The sequence below is a fragment of the Avibacterium sp. 21-586 genome (assembly GCF_026226775.1).
Classification (GTDB): Bacteria; Pseudomonadota; Gammaproteobacteria; order Enterobacterales; family Pasteurellaceae; genus Avibacterium.
In genome coordinates this window covers 561,913-588,655 of the sequence record NZ_JAKKOD010000002.1, presented here as the reverse complement: position 1 = coordinate 588,655, position 26,743 = coordinate 561,913, and the positions used below count along the sequence as shown (strand labels likewise).

Here is a 26,743-nt window from a genome sequence, read left to right as displayed (position 1 = left end):
TGGTCGTACAGTAGGTGCGGGTGTTGTAGCGAAAATTATCAAATAATGATTGTAGCTAGGTAACACTAGAAAAGCTAAGAGAGGGCATCGAAAGATGCCCTTTTTTCATTTTTAATCACTCAAGTCACCCTAAATGCAATAACAATATTATCCATATTTTCAAAGAAAGCATCAAAGTGCGGTGAAAATTTTAATGATTTTATCACCATCGTTATTTTGTTATTTATCTTATAAAATTAAAAAAAATTCTGTTATTTTAATAGGCAACAAAATTATAAAATGCTACAATCCTGCGTTCTAAAAGAATTTCGATTTTAATTGAAAAATGGATACGATTATGGCATCAAATATTGATAAAAAGAAACACATTGAAAATGCGGAAAATAGTGAAAGATCGAAGGGATTAAATACCTTTTTATGGTTGCTTAGCATTCTGATCATTGCTATTGCTGCTGTTGGAAATATTTATTTTGCGCAAAAGTTCTCGACTCCAATTCGTGTTGTTGCGGTAGTAATATTAATGCTTGTAGCCTTTGCCATTTTAGCCATTACTAGCCAAGGCAAAAAAGCTAGAGAATTTTTAAGTGCATCGCGTACTGAGTTAAGGAAAATTGTTTGGCCAACCCGTGCTGAAACCACGCAAACTACACTAATAGTGGTTGGAGTAACTGTATTTATTTCACTAATTTTATGGGGAGTAGATTCAATTATTGTTACAGTAATCAACTTTTTAACCGATTTGAGATTCTAATATGACAGAAAATACAGTAAAGAAACGTTGGTATGTATTGCAAGCCTTTTCTGGCTTTGAAGGACGAGTAGCCACCACATTAAGAGAATACATTAAATTGCATCAAATGGAGGATCAATTTGGTGAGGTATTGGTTCCAACCGAAGAAGTGGTTGAGAATGTTGGTGGGAAACGAAGAAAAAGTGAGCGTAAATATTTTCCAGGTTATGTTTTAGTGCAAATGGAAATGAATGATTACACTTGGCAACTTGTTCGTAGTGTGCCTAGGGTAATGGGATTTATTGGTGGAACACCAGATAAACCCGCACCAATTAGCAATCGTGAAGCAGATATTATTCTTAACCGTCTTGAACAAAACTCGGATAAACCAAAACCAAGAACGGTTTTTCAACCAGGTGAAGAAGTTCGTGTTAAAGAAGGTCCATTTGCTGATTTTAATGGAACGGTAGAAGAAGTTGACTATGATAAAGGTCGTTTAAAAGTTTCTGTTTCCATATTTGGCCGAGCCACTCCTGTAGAATTAGAATTTGGTCAAGTGGAGAAAATAAATTAACTTTATTCAAATAAAAAATCTGTATTCGTATCTGAATACAGATTTTTTTGTATCTAAGACGCTAAAAGAAAACTAATTAGATATCATAACAATTAATTTATTTGATTGAGTAAAATCGTTTTAAAAAGAAGGGGCACACAATGACAACATTAGGAACTGCACTGACGCCAAGCGCGACAAAAGTGATGATGTTAGGTTCTGGTGAGCTTGGTAAAGAGGTGGTGATTGAATTGCAACGCTTGGGAGTGGAAGTGGTTGCGGTGGATCGTTATGAAAATGCACCAGCGCAGCAAGTAGCACACCGTGCTTATACCATTTCAATGCTTGATGGCGAGGCGTTGAAAGCCTTGGTTGAAAAAGAACAGCCTGATTATATTGTGCCTGAAGTGGAAGCGATTGCGACAGAAACTTTGGTGGAGTTAGAGCAAGCTGGCTTTAATGTTGTGCCTACGGCGAAAGCCACACGCTTAACAATGAACCGCGAAGGCATTCGCCGTTTGGCGGCGGAAGAATTAGGACTGCCCACTTCGCCTTATCAATTTGTGGATAATTTTGCCGATTTTCAACGTGCGGTAGAAAAAATTGGTGTTCCTTGTGTAGTGAAGCCGATTATGTCTTCTTCAGGACACGGACAAAGTATCGTGAAATCGCTCGATCAACTACAAGCCGCGTGGGATTATGCCCAACAAGGTGGACGTGCTGGGGCTGGACGTGTGATTGTGGAAGGTTTTATAAAATTTGATTATGAAATCACCTTGCTCACTGTTCGCCATATTGGTGGTACCTCTTTCCTTGCGCCGATTGGTCATCGTCAAGAAAACGGTGATTATCGTGAATCTTGGCAGCCACAAGCAATGTCAGCGGCAGCATTAGCTAAAGCACAGCAAATTGCGGAGAAAATTACCACTGCACTTGGTGGACGCGGGATTTTTGGCGTGGAAATGTTTGTGTCGGGGAATGATGTGATTTTCAATGAAGTATCGCCACGTCCGCACGATACGGGAATGGTTACCCTTATCTCGCAAGAACTCTCTGAATTTGCCTTACACGCCCGTGCGATTTTAGGTTTGCCAATCCCACAAATTAATCTTATTAGCCCGGCAGCCTCTAAAGCCATTGTGGTAGAAGGGCATTCTAACCAAGTACAATTTGCAGGTTTAGAAAAAGTGTTGGCTGAACCCAATACGGATATTCGCTTATTTGGTAAGGGGGAAGTGCAAGGCCATCGCCGAATGGGGGTGCTGCTAGCTCGCGATGAAAGTATGGAAGACGCCTTACAAAAAGTGCAACGTGCTTATAACGAGTTAGAAATTATTTTATGACTAACAGGCGAACAGAGTTCGCCTTTCTTATCAATTAAAGAATAAGTGCGGTGGAAAATGCGTGTGAATTTTAGAATACGCAGAATGGTTCCACGGAAACAAAAATGAAGCAGCAGAGAAAATGCGTAGACGATTAACGACTATGCAACCCGAAACCCTACCATTGCCACGTAGCCTAAAATACAATAAAAAATCACCGCACTTAGCATAAGCAAGGCTTTTCCTTGTTTGGTATTGCGTTGATGAATGAGGTAAAGTATTCTTGCACTAATACCTAAAATAAAAGGATAAACCCATAAAAAAATCGACATCAACGTGGTTTGCAAATCACTTAAACTGGGGTTTTTCAGTAAATTGGGCGAGATAAGTAGCGCCAAAGGCCAAAGCAAAATAGGCAGGCAAAAAATGGCTAGCGCCCAAGTGAAAGGACTAAAGCCAGTGGGCATTTTTTGTTTGTTCATATCAATCATTTATTCAATTTTTCAGAAGAAAGGAATATAACAAATGCAGCGTCTATTTGGTAGCGAAATCAGTAATTTTGCTTTTTACTTTCGTGATTATATTGCACAGAAATATCAAGTTCCGCTTGAGGTTAAAGAAGAACAAACAAAATATGGCATTATGCTTGCCGTGTATGTGGCAGAGGACTGCCCATTATTAAGCCAAATAGAGCAAGAACGTGATGAATTTCTAAAGCGTCCTTTTGATGCAATGTACCAACAAGCCAGCTGGGAAACGGGCAAAATTGAACAAACGGATGAAAATAAAGTGCGGTGGAAATTTCCTCAATTTTCACAGTGGAAACAACAAAAATTTACCGTTTTTTTAACCGCACTTTGCCTGATTATTTACCTTTTTCAGTTACTTGGTTTTAATCAAGAAATTTTGCTAGCCACCCATTATCCAGAAGGCTATATAGAACAATCCGAACTTTGGCGTTATTTTACGCATAGTCTTGTCCATCTGTCCCCTTGGCACATCACCTTTAATTTAGTGTGGTGGTGGATTTTCGCCGGGAAAATTGAACAGAAATTTGGCACTGCAACGCTAGTGTTGTTGTATCTGCTTTCTGCATTTATCAGTGGTTTTGCGCAAAATATAGCATCGGGGCCTGCATTTTTCGGCTTATCTGGCGTGGTGTATGCGGTGTTAGGTTATGTTCTCGTATTTGATAAATTTAGTCGCCTGCACCCCTTTCATTTACCGCAAGGCTTTTTTACAATGCTCCTTGTTGGTATCGCCTTTGGTTTTGTTAGCCCATTGATTGGGGTTTCTATGGGAAACACCGCACACATAACAGGCTTACTCTCGGGCATTGTATTAGCAGGGGTAAAAATCTTGTTTACCAAGCCACAAAAAACAATTTAAAAATAAACACAACATCAGGAAGAAGCAATGAAACAATCCCTTCGTCATAAAAAAATCATTTCCTTGGTGAAACAAAATGGTTATTTAAGCACGGAAGATTTAGTCAGCCTGCTTGGGGTTAGCCCGCAGACTATTCGCCGTGATTTGAATGAATTGGCTGAAAATAATTTAATCAGCCGTCATCACGGTGGGGCGGCGTCTCCTTCCACGTCAGAAAACTCTGATTATGTGGAACGTAAGCATTTCTTTTCGATGGAAAAAAGACGCATTGCAGAAGAAGTGGCGAAAATTATTCCTAATGGTTCATCGTTATTTATGGACATCGGCACAACCCCTGAAGCGGTTGCGAATGCCTTATTAAATCACAAAAATTTACGCATTGTGACTAACAATCTGAACGCTGCTTACATTTTGATGCAAAATAAAAGTTTTGACATCACAATGGCAGGTGGATCGCTACGTCAAGATGGCGGCATTATCGGTGAAGCCACTGTGACATTTATCAAACAATTCCGTTTAGATTTCGGTATTCTCGGTATTAGTGCAATTGATAGCGATGGCACATTGTTGGACTATGATTATCACGAAGTGCAGGTAAAACGTGCAATTATGGAAAGCTCACGTAGCATCATTTTGGCAACAGATCACTCTAAATTTAACCGTCGTGCAATGGTCTGCTTGGGATCATTAACCGAGCTTAGCCATTTGTTTACTGATACCTCACCGTCAGAGAGCATTATTCAACTACTAGAAGGAAGTAACACCGCCGTGCATATTTGTGGGGAAATTGAGAGTTAATCTAATACAGCCTTAACAAGTTGTAGTTTTTACAAAAGAAACGGAGCAAATAAGAAAAAATGGTAAGCAAATGCTTACCATCATTATATAAAAATTAGATTAGAGAATTATTGAGCATTTGGTCTCGAGAATTCTGGCTCTGCAGGTTTTTTAATATCTGCAAATTGTTTGTTTTTATTGGCGTCGATTAATATTTGAGTTTTATCTGACAACTTTTTCAAATTCATTTTCTCATACGCCTCTCTCATTAAAGGCAAAGCCTCGAGCGTAGCTTTAGTATCTGGATATTGTTGTAACATACCTACTACACGGTTAGCCACCGCTACGTAAGCATTACGTTTCATATAGAATTTTGCAATCGCTAATTCATGGCGAGCTAAGCTAGCTTTGATATATGCCATACGTAACAAGGCATCTTGGGCATATGGACTATTTGGAAAATGGTCAATCAATGTTTGGAAATTGGCGAACGCACGCTTCATAGCAGTAGATTCTCTAGTTGAACGATCAATACCAAAAAAGTCTTGGAAAGCATTTTCACCCATTGCAAAGTTTGTTAAACCAGCCATATACACCACATAATCTAACTGTGAGCTATTTGGATATTGCTGTAAAAAGCGTTCTGCCGTCATTAATGTTTTCGTATAATCTTTAGCCTTATAGTAGGCATAAATTAAATCAAGCTGATTTTGGATTGCATAGTTATTCGTTGGATAACGAGTCTTTAACGCATCTAAATAGCGAATTGCCTCAGAATAATCGCCATCTTGTAAATAGGCCTGCCCTTTAGTGTAAAGATCCTGTGGTGAGGCTTGCTCAATTTCACGCGAAGTATTTGAACACGCAGTGATAACAAAAGCGCTAAGCGCAATCAGGACGAGAGATTTTAATTTACGCATTGATGATTCCTTTTTTACGAGCAATGATAAATAAGTTACAATGCACCCTATTTTATAGCACATTGCTAAATAAGCAAATTATTCACGGATTTATTTATGGCATATCTTACGTTATCGGCAGAAGTTCTGCCAAGCCAAATGGGACAACGTTTAGACCAAAGTTTAGCGGAAATGTTCCCTGATTATTCTCGTTCACGTTTAAAAACCTGGATCGAAAGCGATCTAGTGAAAGTAAACGGTGAAGTGGTGAATGTGCCACGCAGTAAGGTTTATGGTGGAGAACAGATAAGCATTAATGTTGAAGTGGAAGATGAAACCCGCTTTGAGCCAGAAAATATTCCGCTCAATACTGTCTATGAAGATGATGATATTTTAGTCATTAATAAGCCAAAAGATATGGTGGTTCACCCCGGCGCTGGCAACCCGAATGGTACAGTACTCAATGCCTTGCTTTATCATTATCCGTCGATTGCGGAAGTGCCAAGAGCGGGCATTGTTCACCGTTTAGATAAAGACACCACAGGCTTAATGGTGGTGGCAAAAACGATTCCTGCACAAACCAAATTGGTGCGAGATCTGCAAAAACGCAAAATCACCCGTGAATATGAAGCCATCGCTTACGGCATTATGACCCAGGGTGGCACGGTGGACGAACCAATGGCGCGCCACCCAACCAAGCGTACCCATATGGCAGTTCACCCAATGGGTAAGCCTGCGGTAACGCATTATCGCATTATGGAGCGTTTCCGTAATTACACGCGTCTGCGTCTGCGGCTTGAAACCGGTCGAACTCACCAAATTCGCGTGCATATGGCACATATTGCCCACCCATTATTAGGCGATCAAACTTATGGCGGACGCCCTCGCCCCCCAAAAAACGCCAGTGAACAGTTGCTCACAACCTTGCGTGATTTCAAACGCCAAGCTCTGCACGCGATAATGTTACGCTTAGAACACCCAATCACAGGGGAATTAATGGAATGGTATGCGCCATTACCAGAAGATTTCGTTGGCTTAGTGAATGCCTTAAAAGCCGACTACCTTGCCCATAAAGATGAATTGGATTACTAAAATGGACGCACTCAACCCTAACTGGATAGCACCTGCCAATATTCACGCTTTTACCACCCTCCGTCAAGGTGGCGTCAGCCAAGCGCCTTATGATAGCTTGAATCTGGGCGATCACGTTGGCGATGATAAAAATGTGGTAAAAACCAACCGCACTTTGTTAGTGGAACAATTTCATTTACCACAGTTTCCGCTTTTCCTAAATCAAACTCACAGCACTAGGGTAATACGCTTGCCTTATGACGGCAATAATTTAGATGCCGATGCGGTTTACACCAACCAACCGAACCAAGTTTGTCTTGTAATGACCGCAGATTGTCTGCCTGTCTTGTTTACTAATCAACAAGGTAATGAAGTCGCCGCCGCACACGCAGGCTGGCGTGGGTTATGTGATGGCGTGTTAGAACAAACGGTACAACAATTCCAAGCTGAACCGCAGCAGATCATAGCGTGGCTTGGGCCTGCCATTGGTCCGCGTTCTTTCCAGGTAGGAGAAGACGTTCGCCAACAATTTATCGCGCAAGATCCCAGTGCCGCACAAGCTTTTGTGCGAGATCCTAGTGAGCAAGGCAAATACCTTGCTGATCTCTATCATATTGCTCGATTACGGCTGGGAAAACTCGGTATTTCGCAGATTAGCGGAGGTGAACATTGCACTTATCTTGAAAAAAACGCGTTTTTCTCTTACCGCCGAGATAAACAGACAGGGAGAATGGCATCGTTGATTTGGTTTGAATAGGCCCTATCCTATATTTTTTGCTAATTTCTGTAACAACCTATCCATTGCACGATAAGAAAGTGCCTCAGCTAAATGAGGACGTTGAATTTGTAGCTCATTATTAAGATCCGCAATAGTACGGGCTACTTTTAAAATACGGTGATAGGCACGTACAGAAAGTCCTAATTGAGTTAGCGTATTTTCAAGGAAAATGCTGTCTTCCGAGCTAATTTTGCAATCTCGCTCAATTTCTTTACTGCTTAAGAGTGCATTGATTTTTCCTGCACGGGAAAATTGAATTTCACGAACTTTAATAATTTTTGACCGCACTTGCTCACTGGTTTCACCTTTATTTTCAATATGTTGTAATGCTCCTTTAGGCAGAAGTGGGACTTCAATCGATAAATCAAAGCGGTCTAAAAATGGTCCAGAAAGACGGTTTAAATATCGCATTACTTGCTGTGGTGAAGTACGATTATGTACGCCTGTGTAATGCCCTGTGGGGCTAGGATTCATTGCTGCAATCAATTGAAATTTGGCGGGAAAACAGATTTTTGCATTGGCACGCGAAATAATGATTTCACCACTTTCCAGTGGCTGACGTAACGCATCTAGCACACGGCGATCAAACTCTGGCAGCTCATCTAAAAACAGCACGCCATTATGTGAAAGAGATATTTCACCGGGTCTTGGGATCGTGCCCCCACCCACTAAGGCAGGTAAAGATGCACTGTGGTGGGGAGCACGAAATGGGCGTTGTTTCCAGTTTTGAAAATTTAGCTCATTTTGTACAAGGCTGGTAACGGAAGCCGTTTCTATGGCTTCTTGCTCAGTCATTTCTGGCAATAATCCAGTTAAACGGCTGGCAAGCATTGTTTTGCCCGTACCCGGTGGCCCTAAAAGCAATAAATTATGTTGCCCAGCGGCGGCAATGGTTAAGGCTCGCTTAGCGTGTTGCTGACCAATAATATCTGTTAAATCTGCTTGATTTTTAAAAGAAAAATCCCCCCCACTTTGTGTGGTTAAATCCGTGGCAAGGGGCAGTATTGCTTGCTCATTAATAAACTCCACCACTTCTAATAAATTTTGTGCGAAATAACTTTTTTGATCTGCAACTAAAGCGGCTTCATTGGCATTTTGTCTAGCAATAATCGGGCACCGGCGCACTTTTTTAGCGGCTAAAATCGCAGGAATAATGCCGTGAACCCCACGCAATTTCCCCGTTAAAGCCAGTTCACCCAGTAGCTCAAATTGCTTTAAACGTTCAGGATTAACTTGCTCAGAAGCGGCTAAAATTCCAATTGCAATAGGAAGATCAAAACGCCCACCGTCTTTAGGTAAATCCGCAGGCGCAAGGTTTACCGTAATTCGCTTGGCGGGATATTTAAAATTGGCATTAAGCAAGGCACTTCGTACCCGATCTTGTGCTTCTTTGACCGTTTTTTCAGGTAAGCCAACAAGGGTAAACCCCGGTTTTCCGTTACTCAAATGTACTTCAATAGTTACTAAAGGGGCTTGCACCCCCATTGAAGCACGGCTATAAACAATGGCTAACGACATTTATCATCCTTCATCTTGCTTGATGTTAAGAACGAATATAGAAAAAACTAAAAAAAAGAAAATTACCACCGCACTTTTTTGCGATCCAGATCGTGAAAATAGAACAAGTTCCTGATATTTAGGACTGCTTATAAGATAATATGTCACATATGGAGTTGCTAAAAAGATAAAACCGCTCTTAATCTAAAAGGTTAAGTATAAAAGTTATCATCTTTTACCTAGGTCACTAATTTTGACTTTACTTAGAACTGTAGTAAACATGAGAATCAAAGACTATCAATGAGAGTATCAGAAACAAAGTAATCGGTAGTGATGTGGGGGGGGGAGATATAAGAGCAAATAAATCAAGAATTGCACACTAGCGGTGTTAATGGAAATCTTATTACTTGTTCTCTGAGTGTAAAAAATAATTTCTAGATAGATAATTGATGAGCAGGCAATAAAAAGGACACTTGATAGTGTCCTTTTTCATAAAATGATACTATAGGCTAGTTTGATCTATTGAAACGCCAGCACCTTGAGTAGTAGAAAGACTTACTTTCTTAATGAATACACCCTTTGCAGAAGCTGGTTTTGCTTTTGTTAAGGCATTCAATAAAGCTTGTAAGTTTTCTTTTAATTGCTCAGGTGTGAAGTCTGCTTTACCAATTGTGGTGTGGATAATACCGTTTTTATCATTACGGTAACGAACCTGACCAGATTTCGCATTTTTCACTGCTTCAGCAACGTTTGGTGTTACAGTACCTACTTTTGGGTTTGGCATTAAGCCACGCGGTCCTAAGATTTGACCTAACTGACCTACAACACGCATTGCATCAGGAGAAGCGATAACAACATCGAAGTCCATTTCGCCTTTCTTGATTTGCTCTGCTAAATCTTCCATACCCACTAAATCTGCACCCGCTTCTTTCGCTGCTTCTGCGTTAGCACCTTGAGTGAACACAGCAACGCGAACGTTACGACCAGTACCATTTGGTAATACAGTCGCACCACGAACGTTTTGGTCAGATTTACGAGCATCAATACCTAAATTTACAGCTACATCAACGCTTTCTACGAATTTGGCGCTAGTAAATTGTTTTAATACTGCGATCGCATCATTGATTTCATAAGCTTTGGTTGAATCAACACCTGCTTTGATTGCTTTCATACGTTTGGTTAGTTTAGCCATTGATTAGTCCTCCACTACCAAACCCATTGAACGTGCAGTACCTTCAATAGATTTCATCTTAGTTTCGATTGTTGCGCCAGTCATATCCGCTGCTTTAGTTTCTGCGATTTCACGGATTTGCGCTTGAGTTACTTTACCTACTTTATCTTTGTTCGGTTTACCAGAACCAGATTTAATGCCAGCTGCTTTTTTCAATAATACCGCTGCTGGTGGAGTTTTAGTAACAAAAGTGAATGAACGGTCTGCATATACAGTGATCACTACTGGAATCGGTAAACCTTTTTCTAAGCTTTCGGTACGTGCGTTGAATGCTTTACAGAATTCCATAATGTTCACACCTTGTTGACCTAATGCAGGACCAACTGGTGGTGAAGGGTTAGCCATACCTGCTGCAACTTGCAACTTAATATAGGCTTGAACTTTCTTTGCCATTTTAATTTCCTCGTTATGGGTGATAACGCTTTTCAGCTCCCCGTGATTGAAAGCACCTTAATAGTAAAATTACCTAACAGTGCGATTACATAAAAATACGAGCAAAATTTGCTCGTAACAGCAGTCGATTATACAAAAAATTTGCTTAAGGTTCAAGCAGGATTCTCACATAAAAACAAGAAAATTAGCCTTCCATATAGTCTTTAAGTGCTTCGCCTTGTAACCCTGCATTAAGTGCGATCAGTAATTTTAAGCGTGCTTTCTGTGCATTGAGCTCTTTCACAAACATTACGCCTTTTTCTTGTAAACTTGCACCGCCCCCTTCATAATTATAAACAGGTTCAGCGATACCATTAAAACAACGAGAAACTAATACAACAGGAATATTATTTGCAATCAACCGCTGTAATCCTTTTGTTGCTTGCGGTGGAATATTTCCCGCACCTAATGCTTCTATAACTAAACCATCTAACTTTTGAACATCTAATTGTTCAAATAACCAGCTATCCATTCCTGCGTAAGTCTTGATGATTTGTATATTCCCACTCACCTTTTCTAAATCAAAGCGTACACGCGGTTCAGCGGTTTTGAAAAAGAGAATATCCTTTTTCATTATTACGCCCAAAGGTCCATGGGTAGGTGTTTGGAAAGTGGAAACGTTAGTGGTATGAGTTTTGGTGACATATTTAGCTGCATGAATCTCATCATTCATTACCACTAACACGCCTTTGCCCACACTTTTTTGAAAACTTGCCACACGTAAAGCGGAAAGGTAATTATAAATGCCATCGCTGCCTAATTCATTATTTGAGCGCATTGCACCCGTAATCACGATAGGTATATTTGGCAGCTGCATTGTATCAAGAAAATAGGCGGTTTCTTCTAGCGTATCTGTACCGTGTGTAATCACCACGCCATCATAGTTAACCGCTGCTTGTTTAATTTTTTGGCTCAACGCAAGCATATGCTCAAGGCGAATATGTGGGCTAGGAAGATTAAGAAAATCGACCGATTCCACTTTAACATTATGCAAATCGAACCCGACTTTGGTCATTGGATTACTGGCATTTGGCGCCACTTTACCATGACTATCCGCATGCATTGAAATTGTTCCACCTGTGTGGAGAACGAGAAGTTTTTTCATATAATCAAAAATTATTCTAACAAAACGTATAAAAAATACCGCACTTTAGTTAGAATTCGTTTCTAACGCAACGATAAGTTTCTCTAGTGTTGCAATTTGCTGTTTTAAGCTCTCAATTTCACGATCACGACTATCTAAAATTTCATTTTTTGCTTGAATAACATCATTCAAACGAATAATTTCGCTTTGAGATGCAGGTTCACCTAAGGCGAGGTTAAAATTGCTGGAATTACTAAAATTATCATTGGAATTATTAAAAATAATTGTACTTTCCCCAAAAGGAATTAAATCCACCATTTCTACCCCAAGGATTTGGGCAATATTTGCAAGGCGATCAATCTTGATTTCTGTTTCACCTCTTTCAATCTTGGCATAGCCTCCTTCTGACATATGCAAAAGTTCCGCCATTGCTGCTTGAGTGATTTTTTTATCTTCTCGTATATCACGAATTTTCTGTCTAACTATATCTTTTGGTTTCATATCGCCTCTTTTCGGTAGGTAACAGATGATTTTGGATAGTCAAGTGTAACTTTTCGTCGCTGGTTAAGTATAACGCATAAAATTAGACTATAAATGTTTTTTAACCAACTATGAGGAAATTTATTATGGCATATCGTCACGATCCAGATTTAGAATTTTTGGCTAACTGTTCATCTGATGAATTAGATCAACTCGTTTATCTATTAACTCACGATAAAGATGGAAATTCACGTCTAACAGAGGAACTTACCAGCAGTGATGATTACAAACGTTATTACCCGGAACACTCAAAATATTGGCAAAATATTGCTGCAGAAATTCAACTCTTTGGTGGGAATACTCTTGTAAATTTATTTCGTGGTGGACGCGGTGTACCTTATAAAGAAGTACTTTGTGATGTATGCGATAAAATGAAAGTTAATTACAATAAGTACTCTTCCGTACAACAAATTGAAGAAAATTTATTGATGAAAATTTTAAAAGAAGCACTTGAAAAAATGACGCCAGAAGAGAGAGAAAAACTAGCAAATGAACTTGGTGTACCAGCAGTATTAACTTCTCAGGGATTAACTGCAACATTTCTTGCTATATTTAAGGCTGGAGGATTTAAATCTTACCAACTAACTGTAATTATTGTAAACGCTGTATTAAAAACATTAATAGGACGAGGACTTACTGCTACAGCAAATGCAACGCTTACTAGAGTAGCCTCTATTTTAGCTGGCCCAATAGGTTGGGTAATTACAGGTTTATGGACAGCAGTTGATATAGCTGGACCAGCCTATCGCATCACTATCCCAGCAGTGATTGAAATATCCTATTTAAGAAAGTTATCTGAAAATAGAGAAGCTATTGAAGCTGCTAACCAAGTTAATCTCTAAAAATAAAGAGCAGACAAAAATTTTGTAGCTTTAGATAGTAAAAAAGCCAATGGCACTCACCATTGGCTTTTATTTTATTTAAAGCGATAACTAATAAATTAGATTACTGCTTTTTCCACAACGCGAACTAAAGTCCAGGACTTAGTTTTTGAAATTGGGCGACATTCGCGAACTTCTACTACATCACCTAATTTTGCTTCGTTGTTTTCATCGTGTACGTGTAATTTTGTTGTACGACGGATAAATTTACCGTATAACGGGTGTTTCACCTTACGTTCGATAGCAACAACAAAAGATTTATCCATTTTGTCACTAACAACTTTACCTTGTACGCTACGAATATTATCAGTCATTACTCACCCGCCTTTTCGGTTAATACAGTTTTCACTTGTGCAATACTGCGACGCACTTGTTTTAACTGATGGGTTTGTTGAAGCTGACCGGTGGCTGCTTGCATACGCAATTTGAATTGCTCACCTAACAAGTTAACCAATTCAGCATTCAGCTCTTCAACAGTTTTTGTACGTAGTTCTTGAGCTTTCATTACATCACCGTTTTAGTTACGAATGTTGTCTTAATTGGCAATTTCGCTGCCGCAAGTGCAAATGCGTTTCTTGCCAATTCTTCAGACACGCCATCCATTTCATAAAGTACTTTACCCGGCTGGATTAAAGCTACCCAGTATTCAACGTTACCTTTACCTTTACCCATACGGACTTCTAATGGTTTTTCAGTAATTGGTTTATCTGGGAACACACGGATCCAGATTTTACCTTGACGTTTAATCGCACGAGTCATCGCACGACGTGCTGCCTCAATTTGGCGAGCGGTTAAACGACCACGACCAACTGCTTTCAAACCGAAGGTACCGAAGCTAACTTCTGTACCACCTGCAATTCCACGGTTACGACCTTTTTGGACTTTACGGAATTTTGTACGTTTTGGTTGCAACATTTAGCAATTCTCCTTACTTACGACCTTTACCACGTGGCTTTTTAGGCGTGGTAGGTTGTTGTTCCGGTTGTTGTTCAATTGCAGCCATTCCACCAAGAATCTCACCTTTGAAGATCCACACTTTAACGCCGATTACGCCGTATGTTGTGTGAGCTTCTGCAGTGTTATAATCGATGTCCGCACGCAGTGTATGTAATGGTACACGACCTTCACGATACCATTCTGAACGAGCAATTTCTGCACCACCTAAACGACCGCTTACTTCAACTTTGATACCTTTAGCACCTAAACGCATTGCGTTTTGTACTGCACGTTTCATTGCACGGCGGAACATTACACGGCGTTCAAGTTGTGAAGCGATGCTATCAGCAACTAATTTTGCATCTAATTCAGGTTTTTTCACTTCAGCGATGTTGATTTGTGCTGGAACACCGGCGATAGCCGCAACAGCGTTACGTAATTTTTCAACATCTTCGCCTTTTTTACCGATTACGATACCTGGACGAGCTGTGTGAATTGTTACACGAATACTTTTCGCTGGACGCTCAATAGTGATGCGTGAAACGGAAGCATTCGCTAATTCTTTATTTAAGAATTGACGCACTTTGAAATCGCCATCTAAGTTAGATGCGAAATCTTGTGTATTCGCAAACCAAGTAGAGCTCCAAGGCTTAACAATACCTAGGCGAATACCATTTGGATGGACTTTTTGACCCATTGCTATTCCTCTACTAAATTAACGATCTGACACAACCACAGTGATGTGGCTTGTACGTTTTAAAATACGATCTGCACGGCCTTTAGCACGTGGCATAACACGTTTCATACTAGGACCTTCATCTACGAAAATCTTAGTCACTTTAAGATCATCGATATCTGCACCATCATTATGCTCAGCATTAGCGATAGCAGACTCAAGCACTTTCTTAACTAGCGATGCCGCTTTTTTGTTAGTGAAAGTTAAAATTTCTAACGCTTGATCTACTTTTTTACCGCGGATTAAATCCGCTACTAAGCGAGCTTTTTGCGCTGAAGTGCGAGCGTAACGATGTTTAGCTATAGTCTCCATCTTTTACCCCTTACTTCTTAGCTTTCTTATCCGCAGCGTGTCCGCGGTAAGTACGAGTCGGTGCAAATTCACCGAGTTTATGACCAATCATTTCGTCCGATACATAAACTGGAACGTGCTGACGACCATTATGGACTGCGATGGTCAATCCGATCATTGAAGGAATGATCATTGAACGACGGGACCAAGTTTTAATTGGTTTTTTATCCCCGCTTTCCACCGCCTTCTCTACCTTCTTCAACAAGTGTAGGTCAAGGAAAGGACCCTTCTTGAGAGAACGTGGCATGGCTTATCCTCTTAATTGATTAAAAAATTATTTACCACGACGACGTACGATGTATTTATCAGTACGTTTGTTATGGCGAGTTTTCTTACCTTTGGTTTGAACGCCCCAAGGAGTAACTGGGTGTTTACCAAAGTTACGACCTTCACCACCACCGTGAGGGTGATCAACAGGGTTCATCGCTGTACCACGAACTGTCGGGCGTACGCCTCTCCAGCGGTTAGCACCAGCTTTACCAAGAACGCGAAGCATATGCTCTGAATTACCCACTTCACCAATGGTTGCAGAACATTCAGCTAACACTTTACGCATTTCACCTGAGCGAAGACGTAAAGTTACATAGTTACCTTCACGAGCAATAATTTGTACATAAGCACCAGCAGAACGTGCAAGTTGTCCGCCTTTACCTGGTTTTAATTCAACATTATGTACAGTTGAACCAACAGGGATATTACGCATTGGTAATGAGTTACCAACTTTAATAGGTGCGTTTACGCCTGCTTGGATTTGATCACCCGCGCTTAAACCTTTAGGTGCTAAGATATAACGGCGTTCACCATCTTTATAAAGCACTAAAGCAATATTTGCGCTGCGATTTGGATCATATTCAAGACGCTCAACAACCGCTGGGATATCTAACTTGTTACGTTTGAAATCGATTAAACGGTAATGTTGCTTATGACCACCACCGATATGGCGAGTAGTAATACGTCCTAAATTATTACGACCACCAGTTTTAGATTTACTATCTAATAATGGTGCGTAAGGTTTCCCTTTATGTAATTCAGGGTTTACGATTTTAACAACGTGACGACGACCAGCGGAGGTCGGCTTACATTTTACGATAGCCATTTATTTCTTTCTCCTCCGTAATTACTCTGCACCTTCAACAAAGTCAAGTGATTGACCTTCTTGAAGAGTTACATAAGCTTTTTTCCAGTCACTGCGATGTCCCATCTTCGTACCACGGCGTTTAGTTTTACCTTTAACTACAACAGTACGAACAGAATCTACTTTCACTTCAAATAATTCTGCAACAGCTTTTGCAATCTCTGCTTTGTTGGCATCTAAAGCGACTTTGAAAACGATGGTGTTTGACTTCTCAGCGTTATTTGTTGCTTTCTCAGAGACGTGAGGTGCTTTTAACACTTTTAGCAAACGTTCTTGTTGAATCATGCTAACATCTCCTCAATTTGTTTCACTGCATCAACAGTTAAAACCACTTTATCAAAAGCGATTAAACTCACTGGATCGATACCTTGGACATCACGAACATCTACTTTGTATAAGTTACGTGCAGCCAAGAATAAATTCTCATCTAAGTTTGCAGTGATGATAAGAGCGTCAGTTAACGCCATATCTTTTAATTTTTGAACTAAGGCTTTAGTTTTTGGTGCATCGATTTCGAATTTTTCAACAACAACTAAACGATCTTGACGAACAAGCTCAGATAGAATGCTTTTGATTGCACCACGGTACATTTTTTTGTTCACTTTTTGGCTGTGATCTTGTGGTTTCGCTGCGAAAGTTACACCACCTGAACGCCAAATTGGTGATTTCACATCACCTGCGCGAGCACGACCAGTACCTTTTTGACGCCAAGGCTTTTTACCTGAACCAGACACTTCAGCACGAGTTTTTTGGGCACGAGAACCTTGACGAGCACCTGCTGCATAAGCAACAACTACTTGGTGGATTAACGCTTCATTAAACTCACGTCCGAAGGTAGTTTCAGAAACAGTTAGTGCGTTTGCACCTACAACTTGTAATTCCATCTCTATCTCCTAGACTTATGCTTTAACTGCTGGTTTAACGATAACATCACTATTAGTTGCACCAGGTACAGAACCTTTAACTAATAATAAATTACGCTCAGCATCAACACGAACAACTTCAAGTGATTGAACGGTTACACGCTCAGCACCTAAGTGTCCAGCCATTTTTTTACCTTTAAACACACGACCTGGAGTTTGGTTTTGACCAATAGAACCAAGTACACGATGTGATAAAGAGTTACCGTGGCTTGCATCTTGAGTACGGAAATTCCAACGTTTAACACCACCTTGGAAACCCTTACCTTTAGATGTGCCAGTAACATCCACTTTTTTAACATCTGCAAAGATGTCAACATTAATTTCTTGACCTAAAGTGAATTCTTCACCTTCAGTTGTACGAAATTCCCATAAACCGCGACCAGCTTCAACACCGGCTTTCACGAAATGGCCTGCTTCAGGCTTAGTTACACGATTCGCTTTTTTAGAACCAGTAGTAACTTGAATTGCAGTATAGCCATCGTTTTCAAGAGTTTTAACTTGAGTTACACGGTTTGCTTGGATTTCGATAACTGTAACAGGTATAGACACACCATCTTCATTGAAGATACGAGTCATACCAACTTTACGACCGACTAAACCAATCATTGTCATAACCTCTTAATTAACCTAGGCTGATCTGCACGTCAACGCCGGCAGCCAAATCTAAACGCATTAATGCATCAACAGTTTTTTCTGTTGGTTCTACTATATCTACTAAACGTTTGTGCGTACGAATTTCGTATTGGTCACGAGCGTCTTTATTAACGTGTGGAGAAATCAACACGGTAAAGCGTTCTTTACGCGTTGGTAAAGGAATTGGACCACGAACTTGTGCACCAGTACGTTTAGCTGTTTCTACGATCTCCGCTGTAGATTGATCAATCAAACGATGATCAAATGCTTTTAAACGGATACGGATTCTTTGGTTCTGCATTAGACCAGAGCTCCAATAATTTTTAGCTAAAATAAAACTGACACCATCACCTTTCATAAAGCTAATTGAAAGGGAAGTGCAGTAACCTAATATTATAGTTCCCAAATCGAGAACATTTTATATATTACAAAATCTGTAATACACCTTTAATAAATGATTACACTAAAGGGCTTTGTATTGAAAGCTTGTGGATTATACTTAACTAAAACAAGGATTGCAACTAATTTCAAAATGGAATCTAAAATTTAATATTCCCATGCTTCAGGATCAATATCTAATTCACGCATAATTTTCTTCGCCTGTTCAGGTATTTCGTTATAACGATCTTTTAACAAATCCTCATCGGTAGGCAATGGCTGCCCTGTAAATGCGTGCAAAAATGCCTCACATAACAACTCACTATTTGTCGCATGGCGTAAATTTTTTAGCTGACGTCTTGTCCGCTCATTTGTTAAAATTTCTAGCACCTTAATTGGAATAGATACCGTAATTTTCTTTACTTGCTGACTCTTCTTACCGTGTTCTGCATAAGGACTAATATATTTACCATCCCAATTAGCCATAATTTACACCTTAAATCTAGACAAAACTAAACCTATTCTAATCAAAAATTGCTGAAATAACAATCTAGACATTAAGACTTCTAGATAGCTAAAAATTGCGAGGCGTATTAGAATAAGGGTTATATTGGCCCTATGAAAATCAAGATGACTCCTTGTAGAATAAGAATTCATATAGAAAAAATGACTAGTGTTTTTTGTACTTTGAAATCATAGCCTATCTGTAGCCTGTAGTAAATTTACTAGAAATTAACCCTATTTCGAAAAATAAGGGAGCATTATTTTGTCCGGGATGCCAATCAAATTTTTACAGGTGAGATAGAACTAGATGAAAATTAGCTAGATGAGAGAATAGAGGGGAAAAAGGTGTGTTAGCTAATTGGGGAAGCTGCCGTTTGGGAATGCTGAAATGAGAATAAAAAGTCTATGCGATTGTCTTTGAACACACTAACATTTATACCTTACTCCCTGTTATTAAAAGTAAAAGCTGCCTGAAACGGCTATTACCATCGTTATGATGTGCTTGATGTTAAGCGTGTTTAAGTATTTCAGGATGAATTATTCAACTCATTTTGTATAAGTAAAAAATCATATTAATAAAATAGAAAATTTTTGAAATCAGCCTAATTGACCGCTAAGAAAGAATAACGGAATTGATAAGAAATCTTTTCCGTTATTTTTACAAAATGTCAGTTTCGGTTCAATTTTAATCCACTAAACACGGATAAAAAAGAGCCATTTTGGTGCAAAATTTAGGTCTAATCTAATACATCCCCTAAAATAAAGCGTGGTCATTTTACTATGAGTTTTTTGCTAATTTCGACCAGTTATAGTAGCCATATAACGAGTTGAGCAAGTAAGCCCCGTACATTAAATACATCGCAGGGGTGTCTGCCCAGAGTATGATTGAAAGAATATTGATGATAATCCATAGAATCCATTGTTCGCTATAGCGTAAAATCATCAATAATTGTGCAGCAATAACAAATACGGTGGTTACGCCATCTAAGCCAATAGAATTGCCATCTGTGGTTTTTAAAATGCTGATAAAGGCAATAGACCCTAGTGCCACAAGGCTAATTAGGGTTACCCAACCTTTTAAGGTAAGAAATTTGGCGATGACCGTTTCGCTTTGTTCTGTGCTGTTGCGCATATTTTCTTTCCATAAGAAATAACCGATAAATTGGGCAGGAATATAAACATAAAGGGTTGTGGTCATTTCACCATAAAACTTGTTGTCTAAAGACACATAGAAATAGCTATAAGCAAAAATCAAACCGAAGAAATAGTTACTGATTTTCCCTTTGCCCACAAACACGACGCATAAGATTCCCGAAATCCCTGCGAGTGCTTCCAACCAAGACACAGGCGATTGTACATAGGCGTAAAGCTGTGCTGCAATAAACAAGAAAAGCCAGACCACTTCAAAAGGTCTCCAGCCACCGAACAATTCATTTTTGAGAGTTTGAGAAAAACGCATTGTATTATCCTTACTAAGTGAAATAAAAAACATTACGATTTTTGCACCGCACTTTTTAAAAGTCAAGTATAGGCTACATTTTTCTTTCTGTTTTTAGGGTTTTTAGGGTGTTTTGTTGTATATATTTTCATTTGTTTTTTACAGCAAGATCGTTAAAATAGCCGCTTTTTTGGTAATAAAATCTTTTCTAAATGGTCTATTATAAGAATTTGCCATTTAGCTATAACAATAAAATAAGAGTAAATTTTATGTCCTTTATCGTTGGTCAGCGTTGGATTAGTGAAAGTGAAAATGATCTTGGCTTGGGTGTGGTTGCAGAAGTTAATCACCGTACGGTGACGCTAAATTTTCCTGCCGCCGAAGAAATTCGTATTTATGCTTTAGATAATGCTCCTTTAGTACGCGTGATTTTTCAAGTGGGTGATGAGATTCGTCACAAAGACGGCTGGCAGGGCAAGGTGCTTGAAGTGTTAGATCATAACGGGCTGGCATTCTATTTAGTACAAAAAGCAGATGGGCAAGAAACCCTATTACAAGAAGCTGATCTCAGTGCGCAAATTGCCTTTAGTAAGCCGCAAGAACGTTTATTCGCAGGGCAGATTGATCGTGCAAGCCAATTTTTGCTGCGTTATCGAGCTTTGCAACAACGCCAAGCCCAGTATCAATCACCATTGCGTGGCTTACGCGGTATTCGCGGTGGGTTAATTGCCCACCAATTGCATATTGCTAAAGAAGTGGGGCAACGTATTGCGCCGCGAGTGTTGTTAGCCGATGAAGTGGGGTTAGGCAAAACCATTGAAGCAGGAATGATCTTGCAGCAACAGTTGTTTGCTGAAAAGGTCGATCGTGTGCTAATTATCGTGCCAGAAACCTTGCAACATCAATGGCTTGTGGAAATGCTGCGCCGTTTTAATTTACATTTCTCCCTTTTTGATGAAGAACGTTGCACTGATTTTGATGGTCTTGAGGGTGGTGTAGTAGCCAATCCGTTTAAAACGGAATCCTTAATTATTTGCGCCCTAGATTGGTTGGTGCAAAAGCCTAATCGCGCGGAACAGCTGATTAGTGCGGAATTTGATTTATTGATTGTCGATGAAGCGCATCATCTTGAATGGTCGGAACAAGCGCCAAGTTTGGCTTATCAAATTGTCGAGCAGTTGGCGATCCATATTCCAGCCGTGTTATTGCTGACGGCAACCCCTGAACAATTAGGGCAAGAAAGCCATTTCGCGCGCTTAAAATTGCTCGATCCCGATCGCTTTTATGATTACAATGCTTTTGTGCAAGAACAGCAGCATTATCAACCAGTGGCTGAAGCCGTGAATGGATTGCTGAGCGAACAGCCATTAAGCACGCAAGAAGAAAAACATTTAGCGGAATTGCTGTCTGATCAAGATATTAACGAATTATTAGCGGATCTTCATCATAGCGAGAAAAAAGCGCAAGCACGTGAAACCTTAGTGGAAAATCTGCTTGATCGCCACGGCACCAGTCGTGTGTTATTTCGTAATACCCGCCAAGGCGTGAAAGGCTTCCCGCTGCGTCATTATCACGAAATCACCTTGCCAATGCCAAAGCAATATCGCAATGCTATTGGTGTGCTGAAAATGCTTGGTGAAGTGAAAACCAGCGATTTATTTTACCCCGAGCAGATCTTCCAGAAAATGAATCCTGATGCCGCTTGGTGGGATTTTGATCCGCGTGTGGAATGGTTGATTGATTTCTTACAATCTTACCGTGAAGAAAAAGTGTTGGTGATTTGTCATCAAGCCAAAACCGCCATTCAGCTAGAGAAAGCCTTACGCGAAAAAGAAGCCATTCGCAGCGCTGTGTTCCATCAAAATATGTCCATTGTGGAACGGGATAAAGCCGCGGCTTACTTTGCTCAACAGGAAGAGGGTGCGCAGGTGTTGCTCACGTCCAGCATTGGTTCAGAAGGGCGAAATTTCCAGTTTGCGCATCATTTGGTGCTGTTTAACTTGCCTGATAATCCTGATTTATTGGAACAGTGCATAGGACGCCTAGATCGTATTGGGCAAACGCAAGACATTGAAATTTACGCCCCTTGTTTTGCGGATAGTCCGCAAGTTCTGTTGGCAAAATGGTATCATCAAGGGCTAAACGCATTTGAAGAAACTTGCCCGATGGGGGCAACCTTGTTTGAAAAGTGCGGTGCAAAATTACAAGATTTTTTACAGCATAATGAACAGAATGCGGCCTTTGATGAATTTGTCGCTCAGACCCGAAGCGAGCGTGATGCCTTAAAAGTGCAGCTTGATCAAGGCAGGGATCGTCTATTAGAAATTAATTCTAACGGTGGCGAACAAGCCCAAGCTTTGGCCGAAGCCATTGGCGAGCAAGATGGTTCAAGCGAATTAATTAATTTCACCTTGAATTTGTTCGATATTATTGGCGTGGAACAAGAAGAGCTCGGCGAAAAGAGCATTGTTATTCACCCCACAGGCACAATGCTGGTGCCAGATTTCCCAGGCTTAAAAGAAGAAGGCTTAACAGTAACCTTTGATCGTAATTTAGCCGTGGCGCGCGAAGACGTTGAGTTTCTCACTTGGGATCACCCGATGATCCGCAACGGCATTGATTTGATTACTGATGGCGAGATTGGCAAAACTGCCGTATCATTGTTGATTAATAATGAACTGCCTGTGGGATCGCTGTGGTTGGAACTCATTTACATTGTGGAAGCCCAAGCGCCACGCGGTTTGCAGCTCACTCGCTTTTTACCACCAACGCCAGTGCGATTATTAATTGATGGCAAAGGTCATAATTTATCGGATAAAGTGGGCTTTGAACTGCTACAAAAACAGCTTAAACCAATGGCAAAACAAATGGCGAGCAAGGTGATTAAAATGTTGCGCGCTAATATTGAACAATTATTACAAGCAGGCGAACGTCAAATTGGCGAACAAGCACAGAGATTAATTGAACAATCAGAGCAGCAAGCTGTACAGCGTTTGGATAGCGAATTAACCCGCTTGCAGGCGTTAAAACAAGTGAATAAAACTATTCGCCAAAATGAAATTGACGCACTCAGTGCCGAGCGCGAGCAGATTTTACAACACTTGCACAAAGCCACTTGGCGCTTGGATAGCCTGCGTGTGATTATCAGCAATAAGAGTAAATAATGGCATTAATTGACTACAATCCCCCACGCGAACCTTGGTTGGACGTTATTTATCACGACAACCATATTTTATTGGTAAATAAGCCGAGCGGTTTGCTTTCGGTGCCAGGTAACCAACCGCAATATTATGACAGCGCAATGTCGCGCGTAAAAGAAAAATATGGCTTTTGTGAGCCGGCGCACCGTCTTGATATGGCAACCAGTGGGATTTTGCTGTTTGCGATGAGCAAGCTGGCGGATAAAGAACTCAAGCGCCAGTTTCGCGAGCGTGAGCCGAAAAAATCTTATCAAGCGCTCGTTTGGGGGCATTTAGCGCAAGATAGCGGCACGGTGAATTTGCCGCTGATTTGCGATTGGGAAAATCGGCCTAGACAGAAAATTTGTTTTGAACTGGGTAAAAGTGCGGTAACAAATTTTGAAATTTTAGAACGCCTACCGAATAACAGTACAAGGGTAAAGCTCACCCCAATTACAGGGCGTTCGCACCAATTAAGGCTACATATGCTTGCCCTTGGCCACCCTATTTTAGGCGATAAGTTTTATGCTCACCCACAAGCGAAAGCGATGTCGCCACGTTTGTGTTTACACGCACAATCCTTACAAATTCGCCACCCTTTAACGGGTGGAATAATGAATTTCACAGCAGATGTACCGTTTTAATTCGTTCTAGGGTTTGTTGATAATTTAAATGTAAAAATAAATTATCAATACAACCTAACCAATCACAGAAATAATGCCAAGAATTGGCGATTTAATGCTACAATTCTTCCATATTTATTTTTATTAGTTATTAGAGAAATTATGTCCCGTCAAAAGAAAACACGCCGTATTACGGATATTATGCCAACACGCAAGGCGGATAAACCCGCGCAAAGCGCCCCAGCTGGGCGTGGGCGTAAATTGACACGTTATGAATTAGATGCCAAAGCACGTGAAGAAAAAAGAAAGAAAAAACACAAAGGCCTTGCAGCTGGTTCTCGCCATAGTCGCCAAGAAGAAAATAAAGCCCTTGAGCAAGATACCAAGTTAGATCCCCGTGTGGGCAGCCGCAAAAAAATTCCATTAGTGGTGGAGTTTGTTAATAAGCCTGAAAAAGGAATGACTATTCCGCCTGTGGCTGTGGAAAAACCAAAAGCCCTTGATCCAATGGTGGAACTTGAACAGCTTGAAAATAATGAATGTTTGAATGATTTATTAGATCAGCTTGAAGCAGGCAAAACCTTAAATGCCAAAGATCAAGCTTTTGTGGACGAATGTTTAGATCGTATCGCGCAGCTAATGGACGAACTGGGCATTCGTGATGAGGACGAAAATGCGGAAGATTTATACCGCACTTTTGAAACCATTGATATTAATCAGTTTAAATAATTTATGTGGATTTATCTTTTAATTGCCCTCGGGCTTTTGATTATTGTGGGAATGGCCGCTTATGCGGTGAAATTATTGCGTGCGTTGAAAAACCAAAAGCAGGCGTTAGAAAATGCACGTTTGGCGCGTGTAAAACGCCTAAAAGAGAGTATTGAGATTATTGCGCGAGCAATGCAAAATGGTGATTGCAATTTGTCTGAAGGGGCAATTCGGCTAAAAATGTTGCTCGATCCCTTAGGCTTAAAAATCACCACTTATCCAGCGCTGGCTGAGCTTTATGATGTCGTGAAAGAAATGCCAACGCACCAAGCGCGCAAGGAATTAAAAAAGAACGAACGTATGCGTTTAGATCTCACCCGTGAAAGCGCCGAAGCCGATCTTGAGAGCAAAATTTTGTTGGAATTAAATCAATTATTGTTGGATATTGAAAAAATTTAGGGGGAAATTAATGTCTGGAACTATGTGGGATTCCACGTTAATTCAAAAATATAACTATTCAGGGCCGCGTTACACCTCTTACCCAACGGCGTTAGAATTTAACGAAAATTATACTGAACAAGACTTCCAAGCGGCGGCAGCGCGTTATCCTGAACGTCCGCTTTCTCTTTATGTGCATATCCCGTTTTGCCATAAATTGTGCTATTTCTGCGCCTGTAACAAAATCATTACGCGTCATCAGCACAAAGCGGATATTTATCTTGATTATTTGGAAAAAGAAATCAAAAATCGCGCCGCACTTTTTCGCAATCGCAAGGTAACCCAAGTGCATTGGGGCGGCGGCACACCGACCTATCTCACTGAGCAACAATCCAGCCGTTTAATGGCAATGTTGCGTGAGCATTTTCATTTTGCCGATAACGCCGAAATTAGTATCGAAATGGATCCGCGTAAAATTGAGCTGGAAACTCTCGATCATCTGCGTAAAATCGGCTTTAACCGCATTAGTATGGGGGTGCAGGATTTCAATAAAGCGGTGCAAAAAGCGGTAAACCGTGAGCAAGATGAAGACTTCATTCAAGCCTTGCTAGAACGTGCACGCGCTTTAGGGTTTCAATCCACCAATTTGGATTTGATTTATGGTTTGCCATTGCAGAATGTGGAAAGCTTTATGTTCACCCTGCAAAAAGTGATTGAATTAAACCCTGATCGTTTGAGCGTGTTTAACTATGCCCATTTGCCAAGCCGTTTTGCGGGGCAGGCGAAAATTAAAGAAGATCAGTTGCCCGCACCTGAAACTAAGCTCACCATTTTGCAAAAAACCATTGAAACCTTAAGTGATGCAGGCTACCGCTTCATTGGAATGGATCACTTCGCAAAACCTGATGATGAGCTAGCCATTGCACAACAAAATGGCGTGCTACACCGTAATTTCCAAGGCTACACCACGCAAGAAGATGCGGATTTGCTCGGTCTTGGTGTTTCCGCAATCAGCTTGTTAGGCGATACTTACGCACAAAATCAAAAAGAGCTAAAACATTATTACGCAGATATTGAGCAAAAAGGCACCGCACTTCACAAAGGCTTTGTAATGAGCCAAGAAGATTGCTTGCGCCGTGATGTCATCAAACAGCTGATTTGCAATTTCAAACTGGATTATTCCCCATTTGAACAGCAATATAGGATTGATTTCAAAACACATTTTGCTGAAGATTTAGAATTGCTCGCGCCCCTTGCCGAAGACGGCCTAATTGAAATCGGCGAAAAAGGATTACAGGTTTCCCCTGTTGGGCATTTGCTGATTCGCAATATTTGCTTATGTTTTGACACCTACTCACGACAACAAGCCAGACGCCAACAGTTCTCTAGAATCATTTAAGTCATTTCCCGCCTATAAAGTGCGGGATTTTTTTGTAATAAAATGTTGCAATTTGAGTTATAGATCGTAAAATCCCTTTGTTCGTTGAACAGCTATATCGCAAGTATTGTGTATAGGAAATGATCAAACTGTTTTCAATTCTGGTTTTCATCGTTATACCATTCTTGCCGTTTTCAAT

The 26,743-nt window shown here is 40.4% G+C and carries 33 protein-coding genes; 13 read left to right on the top strand and 20 right to left on the bottom strand.

What is annotated here, in order from left to right:
- Nucleotides 1-337: 337 nt before the first annotated feature.
- From secE to purT, 3 genes are all read left to right on the top strand, one after another.
- Nucleotides 338-751: a preprotein translocase subunit SecE gene (gene secE / locus L5B71_RS10585; RefSeq protein ID WP_265758340.1), complete on the top strand. Its 414-nt coding sequence runs from the start codon at nt 338-340 to the stop codon at nt 749-751.
- Between the two features lies 1 nt (nt 752).
- The gene (nusG, locus tag L5B71_RS10580; RefSeq protein ID WP_265758339.1) at nt 753-1,304 is read left to right on the top strand and encodes a transcription termination/antitermination protein NusG; all 552 of its coding nucleotides are present in this window, start codon (nt 753-755) and stop codon (nt 1,302-1,304) included.
- A 140-nt stretch (nt 1,305-1,444) separates the two neighbouring features.
- A complete protein-coding gene (gene purT, locus L5B71_RS10575) occupies nt 1,445-2,626 on the top strand; it encodes a formate-dependent phosphoribosylglycinamide formyltransferase (protein WP_265758338.1) in 1,182 nt (393 codons plus the stop codon).
- A 140-nt stretch (nt 2,627-2,766) separates the two neighbouring features.
- Here purT and L5B71_RS10570 read toward each other — a convergent pair whose 3' ends face one another.
- A complete protein-coding gene (locus tag L5B71_RS10570) occupies nt 2,767-3,087 on the bottom strand; it encodes a DUF5389 domain-containing protein (RefSeq protein ID WP_265758337.1) in 321 nt (106 codons plus the stop codon).
- Nucleotides 3,088-3,130: 43 nt separating this feature from the next.
- On the opposite strand from L5B71_RS10570, the gene L5B71_RS10565 reads away from it, so the two are divergent.
- Complete coding sequence (locus L5B71_RS10565; RefSeq protein ID WP_265758336.1) at nt 3,131-3,994, top strand: rhomboid family intramembrane serine protease; 864 nt, start codon at nt 3,131-3,133, stop codon at nt 3,992-3,994.
- 27 nt (nt 3,995-4,021) lie between these two features.
- Nucleotides 4,022-4,792: a DeoR/GlpR family transcriptional regulator gene (locus tag L5B71_RS10560; RefSeq protein WP_265758335.1), complete on the top strand. Its 771-nt coding sequence runs from the start codon at nt 4,022-4,024 to the stop codon at nt 4,790-4,792.
- A gap of 107 nt (nt 4,793-4,899) precedes the next feature.
- On the opposite strand, the gene L5B71_RS10555 is transcribed toward L5B71_RS10560, so the two are convergent.
- Nucleotides 4,900-5,691 carry an outer membrane protein assembly factor BamD gene (locus tag L5B71_RS10555; RefSeq protein ID WP_265758334.1) on the bottom strand — a complete coding sequence of 264 codons (792 nt, stop codon included), beginning with the start codon at nt 5,689-5,691 and terminating at the stop codon, nt 4,900-4,902.
- A gap of 96 nt (nt 5,692-5,787) precedes the next feature.
- Here L5B71_RS10555 and rluD point away from each other — a divergent pair, with 96 nt between their 5' ends.
- Both rluD and pgeF read left to right on the top strand, forming a co-directional pair.
- On the top strand, nt 5,788-6,762 hold the full coding sequence (rluD, locus tag L5B71_RS10550) for a 23S rRNA pseudouridine(1911/1915/1917) synthase RluD (RefSeq protein ID WP_265758332.1): 975 nt from the start codon (nt 5,788-5,790) through the stop codon (nt 6,760-6,762).
- Nucleotide 6,763: 1 nt separating this feature from the next.
- Entirely contained in the window at nt 6,764-7,498 is a 735-nt protein-coding gene (gene pgeF / locus L5B71_RS10545) for a peptidoglycan editing factor PgeF (RefSeq protein ID WP_265758331.1), read from the top strand.
- Nucleotides 7,499-7,501: 3 nt separating this feature from the next.
- Here the strand turns inward: pgeF and L5B71_RS10540 are convergent, their stop codons facing one another.
- The 5 genes from L5B71_RS10540 to L5B71_RS10520 all read right to left on the bottom strand — a co-directional run bounded on the left by L5B71_RS10540 (nt 7,502) and on the right by L5B71_RS10520 (nt 12,264).
- A complete protein-coding gene (locus tag L5B71_RS10540; RefSeq protein WP_265758330.1) occupies nt 7,502-9,037 on the bottom strand; it encodes a YifB family Mg chelatase-like AAA ATPase in 1,536 nt (511 codons plus the stop codon).
- Between the two features lie 481 nt (nt 9,038-9,518).
- The gene (gene rplA, locus L5B71_RS10535) at nt 9,519-10,208 is read right to left on the bottom strand and encodes a 50S ribosomal protein L1 (RefSeq protein WP_265758328.1); all 690 of its coding nucleotides are present in this window, start codon (nt 10,206-10,208) and stop codon (nt 9,519-9,521) included.
- Between the two features lie 3 nt (nt 10,209-10,211).
- Nucleotides 10,212-10,640 (bottom strand): 50S ribosomal protein L11, encoded by a 429-nt coding sequence (gene rplK / locus L5B71_RS10530; protein ID WP_103854413.1) that lies wholly within the window; start codon nt 10,638-10,640, stop codon nt 10,212-10,214.
- 184 nt (nt 10,641-10,824) lie between these two features.
- Nucleotides 10,825-11,784 (bottom strand): asparaginase, encoded by a 960-nt coding sequence (locus L5B71_RS10525; protein WP_265758327.1) that lies wholly within the window; start codon nt 11,782-11,784, stop codon nt 10,825-10,827.
- A 45-nt stretch (nt 11,785-11,829) separates the two neighbouring features.
- On the bottom strand, nt 11,830-12,264 hold the full coding sequence (locus L5B71_RS10520; RefSeq protein WP_265758326.1) for a helix-turn-helix domain-containing protein: 435 nt from the start codon (nt 12,262-12,264) through the stop codon (nt 11,830-11,832).
- 125 nt (nt 12,265-12,389) lie between these two features.
- On the opposite strand from L5B71_RS10520, the gene L5B71_RS10515 reads away from it, so the two are divergent.
- A complete protein-coding gene (locus tag L5B71_RS10515; protein ID WP_265758325.1) occupies nt 12,390-13,145 on the top strand; it encodes a DUF3944 domain-containing protein in 756 nt (251 codons plus the stop codon).
- 98 nt (nt 13,146-13,243) lie between these two features.
- On the opposite strand, the gene rpsQ is transcribed toward L5B71_RS10515, so the two are convergent.
- The 13 genes from rpsQ to pnuC form a co-directional block, all read right to left on the bottom strand.
- Entirely contained in the window at nt 13,244-13,498 is a 255-nt protein-coding gene (gene rpsQ / locus L5B71_RS10510; protein ID WP_017805231.1) for a 30S ribosomal protein S17, read from the bottom strand.
- The gene (rpmC, locus tag L5B71_RS10505; RefSeq protein ID WP_017805230.1) at nt 13,498-13,689 is read right to left on the bottom strand and encodes a 50S ribosomal protein L29; all 192 of its coding nucleotides are present in this window, start codon (nt 13,687-13,689) and stop codon (nt 13,498-13,500) included. The genes rpsQ and rpmC overlap by 1 nt, the downstream gene beginning before the upstream one ends.
- Nucleotides 13,689-14,099 carry a 50S ribosomal protein L16 gene (rplP, locus tag L5B71_RS10500; RefSeq protein ID WP_103853558.1) on the bottom strand — a complete coding sequence of 137 codons (411 nt, stop codon included), beginning with the start codon at nt 14,097-14,099 and terminating at the stop codon, nt 13,689-13,691. Before rplP ends, rpmC begins: the two co-directional genes overlap by 1 nt.
- 13 nt (nt 14,100-14,112) lie before the next feature.
- The gene (rpsC, locus tag L5B71_RS10495; RefSeq protein WP_103853557.1) at nt 14,113-14,817 is read right to left on the bottom strand and encodes a 30S ribosomal protein S3; all 705 of its coding nucleotides are present in this window, start codon (nt 14,815-14,817) and stop codon (nt 14,113-14,115) included.
- An 18-nt stretch (nt 14,818-14,835) separates the two neighbouring features.
- Nucleotides 14,836-15,168 carry a 50S ribosomal protein L22 gene (rplV, locus tag L5B71_RS10490; protein ID WP_017805227.1) on the bottom strand — a complete coding sequence of 111 codons (333 nt, stop codon included), beginning with the start codon at nt 15,166-15,168 and terminating at the stop codon, nt 14,836-14,838.
- Between the two features lie 10 nt (nt 15,169-15,178).
- A complete protein-coding gene (gene rpsS / locus L5B71_RS10485; protein WP_005539416.1) occupies nt 15,179-15,454 on the bottom strand; it encodes a 30S ribosomal protein S19 in 276 nt (91 codons plus the stop codon).
- A gap of 27 nt (nt 15,455-15,481) precedes the next feature.
- Nucleotides 15,482-16,303, bottom strand: a complete 822-nt coding sequence (rplB, locus tag L5B71_RS10480) for a 50S ribosomal protein L2 (RefSeq protein WP_103853556.1) — start codon at nt 16,301-16,303, stop codon at nt 15,482-15,484.
- Nucleotides 16,304-16,324: 21 nt separating this feature from the next.
- On the bottom strand, nt 16,325-16,627 hold the full coding sequence (gene rplW / locus L5B71_RS10475; protein WP_035687397.1) for a 50S ribosomal protein L23: 303 nt from the start codon (nt 16,625-16,627) through the stop codon (nt 16,325-16,327).
- Nucleotides 16,624-17,226 (bottom strand): 50S ribosomal protein L4, encoded by a 603-nt coding sequence (gene rplD, locus L5B71_RS10470; protein ID WP_103853555.1) that lies wholly within the window; start codon nt 17,224-17,226, stop codon nt 16,624-16,626. The genes rplW and rplD overlap by 4 nt, the downstream gene beginning before the upstream one ends.
- 15 nt (nt 17,227-17,241) lie before the next feature.
- Nucleotides 17,242-17,871, bottom strand: coding sequence for a 50S ribosomal protein L3 (gene rplC, locus L5B71_RS10465; RefSeq protein ID WP_265758361.1), 630 nt, complete (start codon nt 17,869-17,871; stop codon nt 17,242-17,244).
- A 16-nt stretch (nt 17,872-17,887) separates the two neighbouring features.
- The gene (rpsJ, locus tag L5B71_RS10460) at nt 17,888-18,199 is read right to left on the bottom strand and encodes a 30S ribosomal protein S10 (protein WP_001181005.1); all 312 of its coding nucleotides are present in this window, start codon (nt 18,197-18,199) and stop codon (nt 17,888-17,890) included.
- Nucleotides 18,200-18,444: 245 nt separating this feature from the next.
- Entirely contained in the window at nt 18,445-18,762 is a 318-nt protein-coding gene (gene metJ, locus L5B71_RS10455) for a met regulon transcriptional regulator MetJ (RefSeq protein WP_265758323.1), read from the bottom strand.
- A gap of 796 nt (nt 18,763-19,558) precedes the next feature.
- Nucleotides 19,559-20,239 (bottom strand): nicotinamide riboside transporter PnuC, encoded by a 681-nt coding sequence (pnuC, locus tag L5B71_RS10450; protein WP_265758321.1) that lies wholly within the window; start codon nt 20,237-20,239, stop codon nt 19,559-19,561.
- A gap of 248 nt (nt 20,240-20,487) precedes the next feature.
- Between pnuC and rapA the strand changes: the two genes are divergently transcribed.
- From rapA to hemN, 5 genes are all read left to right on the top strand, one after another.
- Nucleotides 20,488-23,382: an RNA polymerase-associated protein RapA gene (gene rapA, locus L5B71_RS10445; protein WP_265758320.1), complete on the top strand. Its 2,895-nt coding sequence runs from the start codon at nt 20,488-20,490 to the stop codon at nt 23,380-23,382.
- The gene (gene rluA, locus L5B71_RS10440) at nt 23,382-24,041 is read left to right on the top strand and encodes a bifunctional tRNA pseudouridine(32) synthase/23S rRNA pseudouridine(746) synthase RluA (RefSeq protein ID WP_265758319.1); all 660 of its coding nucleotides are present in this window, start codon (nt 23,382-23,384) and stop codon (nt 24,039-24,041) included. The genes rapA and rluA overlap by 1 nt, the downstream gene beginning before the upstream one ends.
- 141 nt (nt 24,042-24,182) lie before the next feature.
- Nucleotides 24,183-24,749 (top strand): Der GTPase-activating protein YihI, encoded by a 567-nt coding sequence (gene yihI, locus L5B71_RS10435; RefSeq protein ID WP_265758318.1) that lies wholly within the window; start codon nt 24,183-24,185, stop codon nt 24,747-24,749.
- Nucleotides 24,750-24,752: 3 nt separating this feature from the next.
- Nucleotides 24,753-25,187: a DUF2489 domain-containing protein gene (locus L5B71_RS10430; RefSeq protein WP_265758317.1), complete on the top strand. Its 435-nt coding sequence runs from the start codon at nt 24,753-24,755 to the stop codon at nt 25,185-25,187.
- Nucleotides 25,188-25,197: 10 nt separating this feature from the next.
- Nucleotides 25,198-26,565, top strand: coding sequence for an oxygen-independent coproporphyrinogen III oxidase (hemN, locus tag L5B71_RS10425; protein ID WP_265758316.1), 1,368 nt, complete (start codon nt 25,198-25,200; stop codon nt 26,563-26,565).
- Nucleotides 26,566-26,743: the final 178 nt, after the last annotated feature.